This is a genomic window from Oceanisphaera sp. (assembly GCF_052084945.1).
Taxonomy (GTDB): Bacteria; Pseudomonadota; Gammaproteobacteria; order Enterobacterales; family Aeromonadaceae; genus Oceanimonas.
In genome coordinates, this window is the sequence record NZ_JBQDEX010000077.1 from 1 (window position 1) to 13354 (window position 13354).

The 13354-nt window shown below is 48.7% G+C and carries 14 protein-coding genes; all 14 read left to right on the forward strand.

Annotated elements, in window-relative coordinates:
* Positions 1 to 225 precede the first annotated feature (225 nt).
* The 14 genes from ACTHY5_RS08135 to ybgF all read left to right on the forward strand — a co-directional run bounded on the left by ACTHY5_RS08135 (position 226) and on the right by ybgF (position 13135).
* Entirely contained in the window at positions 226 to 1596 is a 1371-nt protein-coding gene (locus ACTHY5_RS08135) for an MATE family efflux transporter (protein WP_441878536.1), read from the forward strand.
* A gap of 197 nt (positions 1597 to 1793) precedes the next feature.
* Positions 1794 to 3596, forward strand: a complete 1803-nt coding sequence (gene aspS, locus ACTHY5_RS08140; RefSeq protein WP_441878538.1) for an aspartate--tRNA ligase — start codon at positions 1794 to 1796, stop codon at positions 3594 to 3596.
* On the forward strand, positions 3597 to 4031 hold the full coding sequence (gene nudB / locus ACTHY5_RS08145; RefSeq protein ID WP_441878540.1) for a dihydroneopterin triphosphate diphosphatase: 435 nt from the start codon (positions 3597 to 3599) through the stop codon (positions 4029 to 4031). It abuts the gene before it with no gap.
* Between the two features lie 14 nt (positions 4032 to 4045).
* A complete protein-coding gene (locus tag ACTHY5_RS08150) occupies positions 4046 to 4786 on the forward strand; it encodes a YebC/PmpR family DNA-binding transcriptional regulator (RefSeq protein WP_441878542.1) in 741 nt (246 codons plus the stop codon).
* 124 nt (positions 4787 to 4910) lie between these two features.
* Entirely contained in the window at positions 4911 to 5432 is a 522-nt protein-coding gene (ruvC, locus tag ACTHY5_RS08155; protein WP_441878544.1) for a crossover junction endodeoxyribonuclease RuvC, read from the forward strand.
* A 349-nt stretch (positions 5433 to 5781) separates the two neighbouring features.
* A complete protein-coding gene (ruvA, locus tag ACTHY5_RS08160; protein ID WP_441878546.1) occupies positions 5782 to 6387 on the forward strand; it encodes a Holliday junction branch migration protein RuvA in 606 nt (201 codons plus the stop codon).
* Between the two features lie 3 nt (positions 6388 to 6390).
* The gene (gene ruvB, locus ACTHY5_RS08165; RefSeq protein WP_441878548.1) at positions 6391 to 7413 is read left to right on the forward strand and encodes a Holliday junction branch migration DNA helicase RuvB; all 1023 of its coding nucleotides are present in this window, start codon (positions 6391 to 6393) and stop codon (positions 7411 to 7413) included.
* Positions 7414 to 7864: 451 nt separating this feature from the next.
* The gene (gene ybgC / locus ACTHY5_RS08170; protein WP_441878549.1) at positions 7865 to 8275 is read left to right on the forward strand and encodes a tol-pal system-associated acyl-CoA thioesterase; all 411 of its coding nucleotides are present in this window, start codon (positions 7865 to 7867) and stop codon (positions 8273 to 8275) included.
* A complete protein-coding gene (tolQ, locus tag ACTHY5_RS08175) occupies positions 8265 to 8945 on the forward strand; it encodes a protein TolQ (RefSeq protein ID WP_441878551.1) in 681 nt (226 codons plus the stop codon). The genes ybgC and tolQ overlap by 11 nt, the downstream gene beginning before the upstream one ends.
* Complete coding sequence (tolR, locus tag ACTHY5_RS08180) at positions 8945 to 9370, forward strand: protein TolR (RefSeq protein WP_441878553.1); 426 nt, start codon at positions 8945 to 8947, stop codon at positions 9368 to 9370. The genes tolQ and tolR overlap by 1 nt, the downstream gene beginning before the upstream one ends.
* Positions 9371 to 9380: 10 nt before the next feature.
* Positions 9381 to 10475: a cell envelope integrity protein TolA gene (gene tolA, locus ACTHY5_RS08185; RefSeq protein ID WP_441878555.1), complete on the forward strand. Its 1095-nt coding sequence runs from the start codon at positions 9381 to 9383 to the stop codon at positions 10473 to 10475.
* A 2-nt stretch (positions 10476 to 10477) separates the two neighbouring features.
* Positions 10478 to 11776: a Tol-Pal system beta propeller repeat protein TolB gene (tolB, locus tag ACTHY5_RS08190; protein ID WP_441878557.1), complete on the forward strand. Its 1299-nt coding sequence runs from the start codon at positions 10478 to 10480 to the stop codon at positions 11774 to 11776.
* A gap of 30 nt (positions 11777 to 11806) precedes the next feature.
* A complete protein-coding gene (pal, locus tag ACTHY5_RS08195) occupies positions 11807 to 12340 on the forward strand; it encodes a peptidoglycan-associated lipoprotein Pal (protein WP_441878559.1) in 534 nt (177 codons plus the stop codon).
* 15 nt (positions 12341 to 12355) lie between these two features.
* A complete protein-coding gene (gene ybgF, locus ACTHY5_RS08200; RefSeq protein WP_441878561.1) occupies positions 12356 to 13135 on the forward strand; it encodes a tol-pal system protein YbgF in 780 nt (259 codons plus the stop codon).
* Positions 13136 to 13354: the final 219 nt, after the last annotated feature.

Below are 13354 nucleotides of genomic sequence, written 5' to 3' on the forward strand. Positions count from 1 at the left end.
GCAAGTCCGGCAAGACGGCATAGAGCACCAAACTAAACGCAGGGCGGTGTGTTTTGTACATAAGCCGTCATCCTGACGAAAGTCAGGATCTGCCTTTAAACATAAGAATAGATACCGGAGCAAGTCCGGTAAGACAGCATAAGGCACCAAACTAAGTGCTGGGCGCTTGGCGCTTTTTTAAATGCTACTATAGCGGCCCCTTTGCTTGTGTCTAGTTTACTCTTTATGTCAAAAAAATACTTAGCCGGTGAATCACTGCCCCGAGCCTTGTTTAGCATGACTTGGCCTATGCTGTTTGGCGTGGTGGCGCTAATGAGCTTTCAACTGGTTGATAGTGTGTTTATTAGTTTGTTGGGGGTAGAGCCGCTGGCGGCCCTGGGCTTTACTTTGCCCATGCAGCAACTGCTAGTAGGGGTACAAATTGGTATTGGTATCGCCTCTACGGCGCTGATTTCTCGCGCCCTTGGAGCGGGTCAATACACGCGAGCTAAACACATGGGCGGCTTAGTGGTGCTTACCGGCTGCTGTGTTTCTTTATTTTTATGTACGGTTATTTGGTGGCTGCGTATTCCATTGCTCACCACCCTAGGTGCAGGGCCAGAGTTATTACCTTATACCGAAGACTATTGGCTACCTTGGCTTGCCAGTGCTTGGTTAGCTGCTTTTTTATATTTTGCCAACAGTATTGCCAGAGCTAACGGCGATATGCGCCTACCGGGACTCATGATGGTGGTGACCAGTGTGGTTAATATGTTACTTGATCCGCTGTTTATTTTTACCTTTGATTGGGGCTTAGCCGGTGCCGCCTATGCCACCATTGTTGCCTGCTTGGTAGGCTCGGCTATTATGTATTCACGCATTATTAAGCGCCATTGGCTGGACTTTAAGCCCAGCAAACTGCCAATTAAGCAGGCGCTGCGCGATATTTTTAACACCAGCGCTCCGGCCATGCTTAGTCAATTAATGCCAGGGGTGGCGGCTTTATTAGCGACGCGTTTAGTGGCCAGCTTTGGTGGCGCGGCCATTGCCGCTTGGACGCTTGGCAGTCGTTTAGAGTTATTCTCAATTGTGATTGTGCTGGCATTAACCATGGCGCTACCGCCTATGGTGGGACGACTATTGGGCTCTCAACAGTTAGAACGGGTACAAAGCTTGGTGCTGATTGCGGTGCGTTTTGTGATGGGCTTGCAAGTGGTTATTGCCTTATTTTGGCTAGCTAGCCGTTGGCTAATTGCTCCGGCTTTAGCCCCGGATCTAGACACCGAGCGTTATTTAATGAGCTATATGTTGTGGGTGCCGGTGAGTTATGCCGCCCTTGGCGTGTGCATGTTAATGGTGTCTGTGTGTAATGCGCTGGGCTTGCCGATGCGGGCGGTGTGGATTTCGATATTACGCTTATTCGTTTGTTATTTACCGGCGCTGTGGGTGGGGGCGACACTGGCTGGCATGAGCGGCTTATATATAGGCGTGCTACTGGGCAATGTGGCTGCTGGACTTGTTTCATGGCAGCTTTATCAGCGCGGCTTAAGTCAGCTCAATAACCGTTTAATCACAACGCCTAGCACCAAGTTCCCAGCGACTAAATCAAGCAACTAAAGCGCCTCTTAATATTTTGCTAGTAAGAACTAAATAGCGTAAAGCGCGGCTTTTAAGCTGGGTACTTGGCGTTTAGCCTTGGGGGCTGCCCTTTAAGATTTTACCGAGCTTGGTGTTTTCCCTTATACTAGCGCGCAATAACTATCACATTCATGCCGTGTGCTCATTTTTCACACGGCAAACAATAGGAAAACTCCATGCGCACTCATTATTGCGGGCAGGTAAATGCGAGCCTGGTTGACCAGAGCGTTACGCTTAGTGGTTGGGTACATCGTCGTCGTGACTTAGGCGGTTTGATTTTTATCGATATGCGTGACCGTGAAGGCATAGTGCAGGTGTTTTTCGACCCAGACAAAGCTGAAGCTTACGATTTAGCGTCAACCTTGCGTGCTGAGTTTTGTATTCAAATGACAGGCGTGGTGCGTGCGCGCCCAGAGTCTCAAGTGAATAAAGACATGGCGACGGGAGCCATAGAGATCTTTGCTCACGAGCTAACCATTATTAATAAAGCCGAGGTTTTGCCGCTCGACTTTAACCAAAATAACTCTGAAGAGCAGCGCCTTAAGTTTCGTTATTTAGATTTGCGCCGCCCAGAGCAAGCGCGATATTTGAAAACCCGCGCCAAAGTCACCAGCCATGTGCGCCGCTTTTTAGACGATAACGGCTTTTTAGATATAGAAACCCCTATGCTGACTAAGGCGACCCCAGAAGGGGCCCGTGACTATTTAGTGCCTAGCCGTGTGCATAAAGGGTATTTTTATGCGCTGCCACAATCGCCACAGTTGTTTAAACAGCTACTGATGATGGGCGGTTTTGACCGTTACTACCAAATTGTAAAGTGCTTTCGTGATGAAGACTTGCGTGCTGACCGTCAACCTGAATTCACTCAAATAGATGTGGAAACCTCTTTTATGAGTGCCGAACAAGTGCGCGCCATTATGGAGCAGCTGGTAACGGGCTTATGGAAAGATGTGCTGGATGTGGATTTAGGGACTTTCCCTATTATGAGCTACGCCGAGGCTATGCGTCGTTTTGGCTCCGATAAGCCAGATTTGCGCATTGCTACCGAGTTAGTTGATATTGCTGACTTGGTCAAAGATGTTGAATTTAAAGTATTTTCAGGCCCAGCTAACGATGCCAAAGGCCGCGTTGCGGCACTAAAGGTGCCCGGTGGTGCGGCATTATCGCGTAAGCAAATTGACGAATATGGCAAGTTTGTTGGCATTTACGGTGCCAAAGGCTTGGCATGGTTAAAAGTAAACGAAGCCGCGAAAGGCCTTGAAGGCGTGCAATCGCCCATTGCTAAGTTTTTAAACGCAGACATAGTCACTGAACTGCTGGCGCGCACGGGTGCAACAGACGGCGATGCGATTTTCTTTGGTGCCGACTCAGCCAAGGTGGTGAGTGATGCCATGGGCGCGTTACGCTTGAAGTTGGGTAAAGATTTAGACTTGTTTGAAGATAGCTGGAAACCGCTGTGGGTGGTTGACTTCCCGATGTTTGAGCAAGAAGAAGGAGATGATCGTCTCTACGCCATGCACCATCCCTTTACGGCCGCCAAAGATTTAGATGCAAGCGACCTTGAAGCTGCGCCATTAACTGCGCTCGCTAATGCTTATGACATGGTCATTAACGGTTATGAAGTCGGTGGGGGATCGGTGCGTATTCACAATAATGATATGCAGCAAACGGTATTCCGCCTGTTAGGTATTAATGCCACCGAGCAACAAGAGAAATTTGGCTTCTTGTTAGAAGCATTAAAGTACGGCACGCCTCCTCATGCTGGTTTAGCTTTTGGCCTAGACCGCTTAGTGATGCTGTTAACGGGCACCGATAATATTCGCGACGTGATTGCCTTTCCTAAAACCACCACAGCGTCTTGCTTGCTAACCGATGCGCCAAGCCTTGCCAATCCAGACTCGTTGGCTGAGCTGGCTATTCGTACCCAGCTGCCTGCGACACCAGATAAAGCAGATGATGCTGAACAGGCTGGCAACTAAATGGTGGCCCATAAGCACCCAGAGTCAGTATTAGTATTGATCCATACCCAAGATCAGGTGTTATTACTGCAACGCTTAGATAATCCGGATTTTTGGCAATCGGTGACTGGCAGCTTAGAGCTGGGGGAAACCCGCAGACAGGCTGCAGAGCGCGAATTGTTAGAAGAAACCGGCATCCGGCTGGGAGCAGGGGCAGAGCTGATTGAAACTGGGCGCAGAGTGCGCTTTGAAATTTACCCCCGCTGGCGGCACCGCTACCGAGCAGGGGTGACCCATAACTGGGAATACGAATTTTATTTACGGCTGTCGAGGCCAGAGCAGGTCACACTCACTGAGCATCAGGCTCAGTGTTGGTTGCCCTTTGAGCAAGCGCGAGCACAAGCGAGCTCTTGGACTAACAAGCTGGCCATCGACAGACTGATTGATACTTTATAAAGGAGATAATACTGATGGCAGGTCATAGTAAATGGTCCAATATCAAACACCGCAAAGCCGCACAAGACGCTAAGCGCGGTAAGATCTTCACCAAACTGATCCGTGAGCTAACCACGGCCGCCCGTGAAGGGGGCTCAGATGCAGACAGTAATCCGCGTCTGCGTGCCGCGGTAGATAAAGCATTATCAAATAACATGACCCGAGACACTGTCGATCGTGCTATTAAGCGCGGTGCCGGTGAGCTAGATGGTGCAGCCCTAGAAACCGTGATTTATGAAGGCTATGGCCCTGCAGGCACCGCGATTATGGTGGAGTGCATGACCGACAACCGCAACCGTACTGTGGCTGAAGTGCGCCATGCGTTTGCGAAAAACGGCGGTAACTTAGGCACCGATGGCTCTGTGGCGTATTTGTTTGAGAAAAAAGGCGTGATCAGCTACCAAGGGCTTGATGAAGAAACCCTGATGGATGCGGCGTTAGAAGCAGGTGCAGATGACGTAGAAGTACATGACGATGGCGCCATTGATGTGTACACCCAGTGGGAAGAGTTTGGCGCAGTTAAAGATGCGCTAGATGCCGCAGGCCTTGAGTCGGTGAATGCCGAAGTGACTATGATCCCCTCGACCAATGCGCCATTGGATGAAGACACAGCACCTAAGTTTATGAAGCTTATCGATATGCTAGAAGATGCAGACGATGTGCAAGAGGTGTATCACAACGCCGATATCTCTGACGAACTGGCGGAATCGCTGTAAAGCCATAAGCTGAAGCCTAACACTAAGCGGGAAGCTAGAAGCTTAAAGCTAGACAGAGGTTGCTAGCTTTTAAGATTCAGTTTCTCGCTTTTCGCTTCCAGCTTAAAGCTTATAGCTTTGACTTATGGCCATTATATTAGGGATTGACCCAGGCTCTCGCATTACCGGTTATGGCGTGGTTCGCCAAGCGGGTAGTAAAATGACCTACCTAGGATCGGGCTGCATTCGCATGACCGATACTGAACTTGCCCCCAGACTTAAGAAAATATACGACGGCGTTAGTGAGATCATCTTACAGTTTCAGCCCGATTTATTTGCCATAGAACAAGTTTTTATGGCCAAAAACCCCGACTCTGCCCTTAAACTTGGCCAAGCCCGTGGAGCGGCTATTGTGGCCGCTGCCAATGCTGGGCTTGAGGTGGCTGAGTATTCGGCCCGCCAAATTAAACAAGCCGTGGTTGGGCAGGGCGGTGCACAAAAGTCACAGGTACAGCACATGGTGGTGCGCATGCTAAACCTACCCGGCACGCCTCAAGAAGACGCCGCCGACGGCCTAGCAGTGGCCTTGTGCCACGGCCATACCTACCAAAGTTTAATCAGCATGGCAGGGCAAGTGCGCGGCACAGTAAGAGGAAGAATGCGGTAAATTACAGCTTTACGCCATACGCTGTAAGCCATACGTCATACGCATTACGTCATACGTTTAGAGCAAACTGCGGTGTTTACTTTTAGCTTACGGCGTACCGCGTAAGGCTTAGGGCGGTATCTTAAGTCGTCATCCTGATGAACATCAGGATCTCGCGTTAGGTTGTCGTGCCTAAGAATGAGATACCGGGGCAAGCCCGGTAAGACGGCTTAAACACAAAGCCTACAAAAGAAAGTGTTTATTTTTAGCTTACGGCGTACAGCGTAAGGCGTATGGCTGTATTGAACTGGATATTCATCCAGTTGTTTATTACTATTGGCGTATTCGCTTGTGGGTTAGGAGACGTGCCGTGATTGGTCAGTTAAAAGGGGTGATTTGCGAAAAGCAGGCACCGGAAATTTTAGTAGATATTAATGGCGTTGGCTATGAAGTGACCCTGCCGATGAGCTGCTTTTATGAACTGCCCAATGTGGGAGAGACGGTCACCGTACTCACTCATTTTGTGGTGCGTGAAGACGCGCAATTATTATTTGGCTTTAATACCAAAACCGAGCGGGCACTGTTTCGGGAACTCATTAAAACCAACGGCGTGGGCCCTAAGCTCGCGCTGGGTATTTTGTCAGGCATGACCGCCGAGCAATTTATTTATAATGTGGATCAAGGTGATATTACTGCACTAGTGAAGCTGCCGGGTGTGGGTAAAAAAACCGCCGAACGTTTGATTATTGAAATGCGTGATCGTCTGAAAAACTTTGGCGGCTACGATCTCTTTAATCCAGTCCCCGATGCGGTAGCCAACGCCGGCCAAATAGAGGGTGCTAAGGGTGAGGCGGTCGCGGCCTTGCAAGCCTTGGGTTATAAAGCGAATCAGGCCGAGCAGATGATTAAAAAGTCGGCCAAACCCGGATTAGATGCAGAGCAGTTGATCCGCGAAGCACTTAAAAGCATGGTGTAATTGATGATAGAAGCGGACCGTTTTATTAATCCTGAGCCTCAGCAAGCAGAAGAGGTGATTGATCGCGCGATTCGCCCGAAGGCATTGGCGGAGTATCGTGGCCAAGATCATGTGCGCGGGCAAATGGAAATATTTATTGAAGCGGCGCGTCGTCGTGAAGAGGCGCTCGATCATTTATTGATCTTTGGTCCTCCGGGCTTAGGTAAAACGACGCTGGCTAATATTGTGGCCTTTGAAATGGGGGTGAGCATTAAAACCACCTCGGGCCCAGTGTTAGAAAAAGCCGGTGACTTGGCCGCCATGCTGACTAACTTAGAAGCGGGTGATGTGTTATTTATTGATGAAATACACCGCCTTAGCCCAGTAGTAGAAGAAATTTTATATCCGGCAATGGAAGATTATCAGCTGGATATTATGATTGGCGAAGGCCCTGCTGCGCGTTCCATTAAATTAGAATTACCGCCGTTTACCTTAGTGGGCGCCACCACCCGCGCTGGTTCATTAACCTCACCGCTACGGGATCGTTTTGGTATAGTACAACGGCTGGAGTTTTACCAAGTCTCAGATTTAGCACACATTATTAGTCGCAGTGCAGAAAAGCTTGGCTTAATAATTGATGATGATGGTGCCTATGAAATGGCGCGTCGTGCCCGTGGTACGCCTCGTATTGCTAACCGCTTGTTGCGCCGAGTACGAGACTTTGCCGAAGTAAAAGGCAGTGGCGATATTAATGCCGAGATAGCCAGCCAAGCGCTAGATATGTTGGATGTTGATAAGCAAGGTTTCGACTACATGGACCGCAAACTGCTAATGGCATTGTTAGATAAGTTTATGGGTGGCCCTGTGGGGCTAGATAACTTAGCCGCCGCCATTGGTGAAGAAAAAGAAACCATTGAAGATGTGATTGAACCCTATTTGATTCAACAAGGTTTTTTACAACGCACCCCGCGTGGACGTATGGCAACCCCGCGTGCGTATACACATTTTGGTTTTGAGTTACCGCAAGGGCGACTAACAGCGCCTTAAGGGCAATGCTGAATTTTTAATGTTGAGTGTTGAATGAAGTTCAAAAGATCAAATATTTTGTCACGGAATCTACGGAAATAATGGTTAAGCGGACTAGCTAAAACAAACCTGCAAGGGGTGAGGGGGAAGAGATACCCCCCCCCCAAAAAAACAAGCAGTAATAAGCTGGAAGCGGTCAAAACCATCAGTGGCCCTTGTAGGGTCGATTTCAATCGACCGAAAATCCATAGCAGGGCTTAAAAGCGGTGAGCATACAAAGTGTCACAAGCCGCTGTGTTCCCTATTCCCCATTCCCTAATCCCCAGCTTTCACGTTTTTGGGCGCATCCCGCAGCCCTTAAGTTCCTTATTAGCCGAGAATTGTCGTCGCTGTGAGTCATTGTCTTCTTTCCTAAATTTGCCTGAGGTATAGTAAACGCCTCTTTTTTGGCCCTTTTATGGCTAACTACATTATGTCTAACACAATCTTTAACTGGCCGGTGCGTATTTATTACGAAGATACCGATGCCGGTGGTATTGTTTATAATGCAAACTATTTGAAATACATGGAAAGAGCTCGTACTGAATGGCTACGCAGCTTAGGGGTTGAGCAAGATACCCTGTTAGCAGAAAACGTGGCGTTTGTGGTGCGCAAGGTTGAGCTGGAGCTCTTTAAGCCTGCTCGCTTTAATGCCTTATTAACCGTTACCGTTAAGGTGACACAGTTAAAACGGGCCTCTATTGTATTTGAACAAGCCGTTTTAGATGAGGCAGGCCATGTATTAGCGCGAGCCAGTGTGCTCATTGCCTGCGTTCAAATAGAACAAATGAAACCCTTTGCCATTCCTAAGCCGCTGATGGGAGTAATATCAGGTGCATGCTGACATATCTTTTTTAGGTCTTTTTCTACAAGCCAGCTTACTGGTGAAGTTTGTGATGTTGCTGCTAATGGCCATGTCTATTTTGTCGTGGGCCATGATTATTAATCGTCGCAAAGTATTAGCCTCGGCACAGCGTGCTTCTGCAGCATTTGAAGATAAATTTTGGTCTGGCGCCGATTTAAGTCGCCTTTATCATGAGAGTAATGCGCGGCGCGATAATCTTGCGGGTATGGAGCAAGTATTTTACTCCGGCTTTAAAGAATTTGTGCGTTTGCAAAAGCAAGGCCGTAGCCAAGAAAGCTTACTAGAGGGCACGTATCGCACCATGCGCGTTGCCTTGTCCCGTGAGGTAGACCGCCTAGAAACTAACTTGTCTATGTTGGCGACCATTGGCTCTATTAGCCCTTATATCGGTCTGTTTGGTACCGTTTGGGGCATTATGAATGCCTTTATTGCACTGGCGGAAGTTAAACAAGCGACCTTATCTATGGTCGCTCCGGGTATTGCCGAGGCACTGATTGCAACCGCCTTGGGCTTGTTTGCTGCTATTCCGGCGGTGATTGCCTATAACCGTTTTGGTTATCAAGTAGAGCGCCAAGAGAATAACTTAGCCAATTTTATGGATGAGTTTTCAGCCATTCTTAACCGCCAAGTCGCGGCAGGTAAACCATAATGCAGCGCTATCAACGTCGTCGTCGCAAAAGCGTGGCCGAAATCAACGTTGTGCCCTACATTGATGTGATGTTGGTACTGTTGATTATTTTTATGGCCACAGCCCCCGTGATCACTCAAGGAGTGAATGTGGATTTACCCCAGGCTGAAGCCGAAATGATGCCAGAAGACAGCGATACTCCCTTAGTCGCGTCGGTTGATGCGAGCGGAAACTACTTTTTGGATGTGGGCGATAATCAGAATGAAGCGGTCGATTTGCTGGTGTTGTCAGATATGGTGATGGCGCAACTTAAGCTAACACCCAATGCCCCCGTGGTGGTTAAAGGGGATGCTAGTGTGCGTTACGACGTTATTATTCAGCTGATGGCCACGCTAAAAGCAGCCGGTGTACCCAGCGTAGGTTTAATGACACAACCGGCGGAGTAATGGGCTTGTGATGACAAAGCAAAGCGGTATTAAAAAAGCGGTGATTATCTCGCTGGCGCTGCATTTGCTGGTGGGAGCTGTGCTGCTGATAGGCATCGACTTTAAGGCGCCTAAACGGCCAACACAATCGGTGTCTATTATTGAAGCCACCATGATTGATGATGGCATGGTGGCTCAGCAAGCTAAGCGATTAGAGGAAATGCGCGCCAAGCAGGCACAAGATGTTGCCCAAGAGCAGGCACAAGCTGAAGCAGAGCGTGAAGCCGAAGCCAAAGCGAAACAAGATGCCATTGAACAAGAACAAGCCGCAGAAGCCGCTCGTATTGCCGAGCAGCAACGGGCACTCGCTGCAGAAAAAGCCCAAGCTGAAGCTGAACAGCAAAAAGTGATAGAGCAACGCCAAGCTGAGGCGGCCAAGAAGGCCGCAGAAGCTAAAAAAGCCGCTGAAGCTAAGAAGGCCGCTGAGGCCAAGAAGGCTGCTGAGGCCAAGAAAGCTGCTGAGGCCAAAAAGGCCGCTGAAGCTAAGAAAGCTGCTGAGGCTAAGCAAGCCGCTGAGGCTAAGAAAGCCGCTGAGGCCAAGAAGGCCGCTGAGGCCAAGAAGGCCGCTGAAGCCAAGAAGGCGGCTGAAGCCAAGAAAGCTGCTGAGGCCAAGAAAGCGGCTGAGGCCAAGAAAGCGGCTGAGGCCAAGAAAGCGGCTGAGGCTAAGAAAGCCGCTGAGGCCAAGAAAGCGGCTGAGGCTAAGCAAGCGGCCGGTGACCAAGCGTTGGCCGATCTTGAAAGTTTTCTGGGCGATGATCTAGGTAATAGCAGTGCCCCTAAGCCGCCTTCGCAGGGAGAAATTGATCAAGCCGTTAGCGCCATTCAAGCCGCTGTGAAGCGTAATTGGTCTGTTAGCAGCCCTATGCTGGGCAAGCAATGTAAAATTAATGTGCGCTTGGCAACGGATGGTTTAGTGCTTAAGTCGAGCGTGATCAGTGGGGACAGTGCGGTATGCCGATCTGCTTTGGTTGCCATTAACAAAGCCAGTCCTTTACCAATGCCTAAGGATCCTGAATTAATTAAAGAATTACAAAACTCAAATCTGACGCTGAAACCGGAGCTATAGTAATGATAAAACGATGGATATGGTTATGGCTGCCGGTGTTGTTACTAACAACACCCGCAAAGGCGGCCTTTGAAATTGAAATTACGGGCGGTACCGACAGTGCGCGCCCAGTGGCGGTGGTGCCATTTCAATGGACGGGCAGCGGTAACGTGCCTAAAGATTTAGCTGAGGTCATTAGCAGTGACTTTCGCAACAGTGGTATCTTTCGTCCACTAGACCGCAACCGTTTACCCCAGCAGGTGTCTCGGGCCGACGATCTGGATGCCAGCCAGTGGCGTTCGCATCAAGTAGAAGCAGTACTGGTGGGCTCTATTGAACCTGCTGAGGGCGATAAATATCGTATCCGTTTTGAGCTGGCGGATGTGTTAGATAAAAACGGTGCCAAGTTGCTAGAAAGTCGTAGTGCCACAGTACCAGCGGCGCAGCTTCGTCAATATGCGCACCGCATAGCCGATATTGCCTTTGAAAAATTAACCGGTATTAAGGGCGCCTTTTTAACGCGTATTGCTTATGTCAATGTGCAGCATGGTAGCGATTTTCCTTACCGCTTAATGATTGCTGATTATGATGGCTTTAATGAACAGTTATTGTTGCGCTCACGCGAGCCGTTAATGTCACCGGCTTGGTCTCCTGATGGCCGTAAACTGGCTTATGTATCGTTTGAGAACAAAAAAGCTGAAATTGTAGTGCAAGATATTTATAGTCAACAGCGCCAAGTGGTGAGCTCACAAAAAGGTATTAATGGTGCGCCTCAATGGTCGCCAGATGGCAGCCAATTGGCACTGGTATTATCACGTGACGGCCAGCCAGAGGTGTATGTGTTGACCTTGGCAACTAAGCAACTGAGAAGGATCACGAATAATCGCAGCATAGATACCGAGCCGACCTGGTCTGGCGATGGTAAAGCGCTTTATTTTGTTTCAGAGCGAGGCGGGCGGCCCCAAGTATATAAGGCTGATCTTAACTCAGGAGAGACACGCCGTGTTACCTTTCAAGGAGATACTAACTTAGGACCGCGTATTACCCATGATGGTAATAGCATGGTGTTAGTGAATCGAACTCAGGGCCAATATCGTATTGCCCGCCAAGATTTAGATGGCGGCCAGCTGCAAGTGCTAACCAAAACACAGTTAGATGAGTCGCCAAGTCCGGCTCCTAATGGCACCATGATTATCTATAGTACGACCTATCAGGGTCGCCAAGTGTTGTCTTTAGTGTCTATGGATGGGCGTTTTAAAGCCAGGCTTCCGGTACGAAAAGGTGATGTTCGTGCACCAGCATGGTCACCCTACCTTAATTAATGTAATAACAAACAAGAGGAAATACTCATCATGCAAATGAAAAAATTATTGCAAAGTCTGGCTGTTGCACTCCCTATGCTTACTTTGGCTGCGTGTAGCTCTACCAGTGATTCTGAAACCTTAAGTGGCACAGAGTCAGAGGGGAGCTATCAAGAGGGCGGTGTACAAACTGGCGGCATTCAAAATGGCGGTGCGCCTTCAGCTGAAGAGCAAATGCGCGAGCAGTATGAAGCCCTGCGTCGTGAAAATGTGATTTACTTTGAATTTGACCAAGATGAAGTCAGCGGTCATTATGCACAAGTATTAGAAGCCCATGCCAATTTCTTGCGTTCTAACCCGTCAGTGAGTATTTTAATTGAAGGGCACGCCGATGAGCGTGGTACTCCTGAATATAATATTGCTTTGGGTGAGCGCCGAGCTAAGGCGGTAACCAGTTACCTGCAGAGTTTGGGTGTAAGTGGCGCGCAACTGGCCATAGTCAGTTATGGTGAAGAAAAACCAGTGGATGCTTCTCATACTGAATCTGCGTTTTCTAAGAATCGCCGTGCGGTTCTCGTTTATTAAGGTTTACATTGATTTATGACCTATAGATTAGCGGCCATAGTAATGGCCGCTGTTTTATCCACGGCTTGCTTGGCACAAGCGCCAGTAAGTAATGTGGGTGGCAGCGGCTCCGTTAATGATCGTTTGGCTGAGTTGGAACGGGCCTTCAACGCTAAAAGCCAGACACAAATTGCTCAGCAACGACAATTTAGCGCGTTACAGCGTGAAGTTAGTGAGTTGCGCGGCATGCTAGAAGAGCAAAATCATCGTCTAGAGCAGGTGATTAGTCGCCAGCGCGATATTTTGCTTAAACTGCAAGACTCGCCCGATAAACCACAAAAAAAAGCCGCTTCTAGTCCGGCGGTTGAGTCGAGTGCTACTCAAAAAACAAGCTCACCGCAACAGCCCGCGGGAGGTACTGGTGGTTCAACCACGTCTCACGGTGACGAACAGGCCGCCTATGACAAGGCGGTTAACTTAGTGTTACAAGATAAAGACTATGATGCGGCCATTCCTGCCTTTGCACGCTTTATTACTCAATATCCTCAGTCTAGTTATGTACCTAACTCCCATTACTGGTTAGGGCAGCTATTATTTTCCCAGCAGCGATATGATCAGGCAAAGTCACAATTTACTCGTGTGGTTGATGCCTATCCTAAATCTAATAAACGATCTGACTCATTATTAAAACTAGGGTTAATTGCAAGCCAGCAAAATGATGCTGGCCAAGCTCAACAACGCTTTAAACAAGTGATTAATGAGTATGCAAACTCAGCGGCCGCTACCTTGGCTAAAAAAAGCCTTGCTGAGTTATAAGCGGGGTTTGTTATCCCTATAAAAGGCCTTGAGTGCTCGTTCTTTAAGCAAGCGAAATAAAATGTTGATTTAGCAGTTGCACCAAGAAATTAAATCCGTATTATAGGCCGCCGTTGGCAGGTGAGCTTGAGCAGAGCAAATTTGCGAGCATATTAAGAAAATTTGGGGCATTAGCTCAGTTGGTAGAGCAGTTGACTTTTAATCAATTGGTCGCAGGTT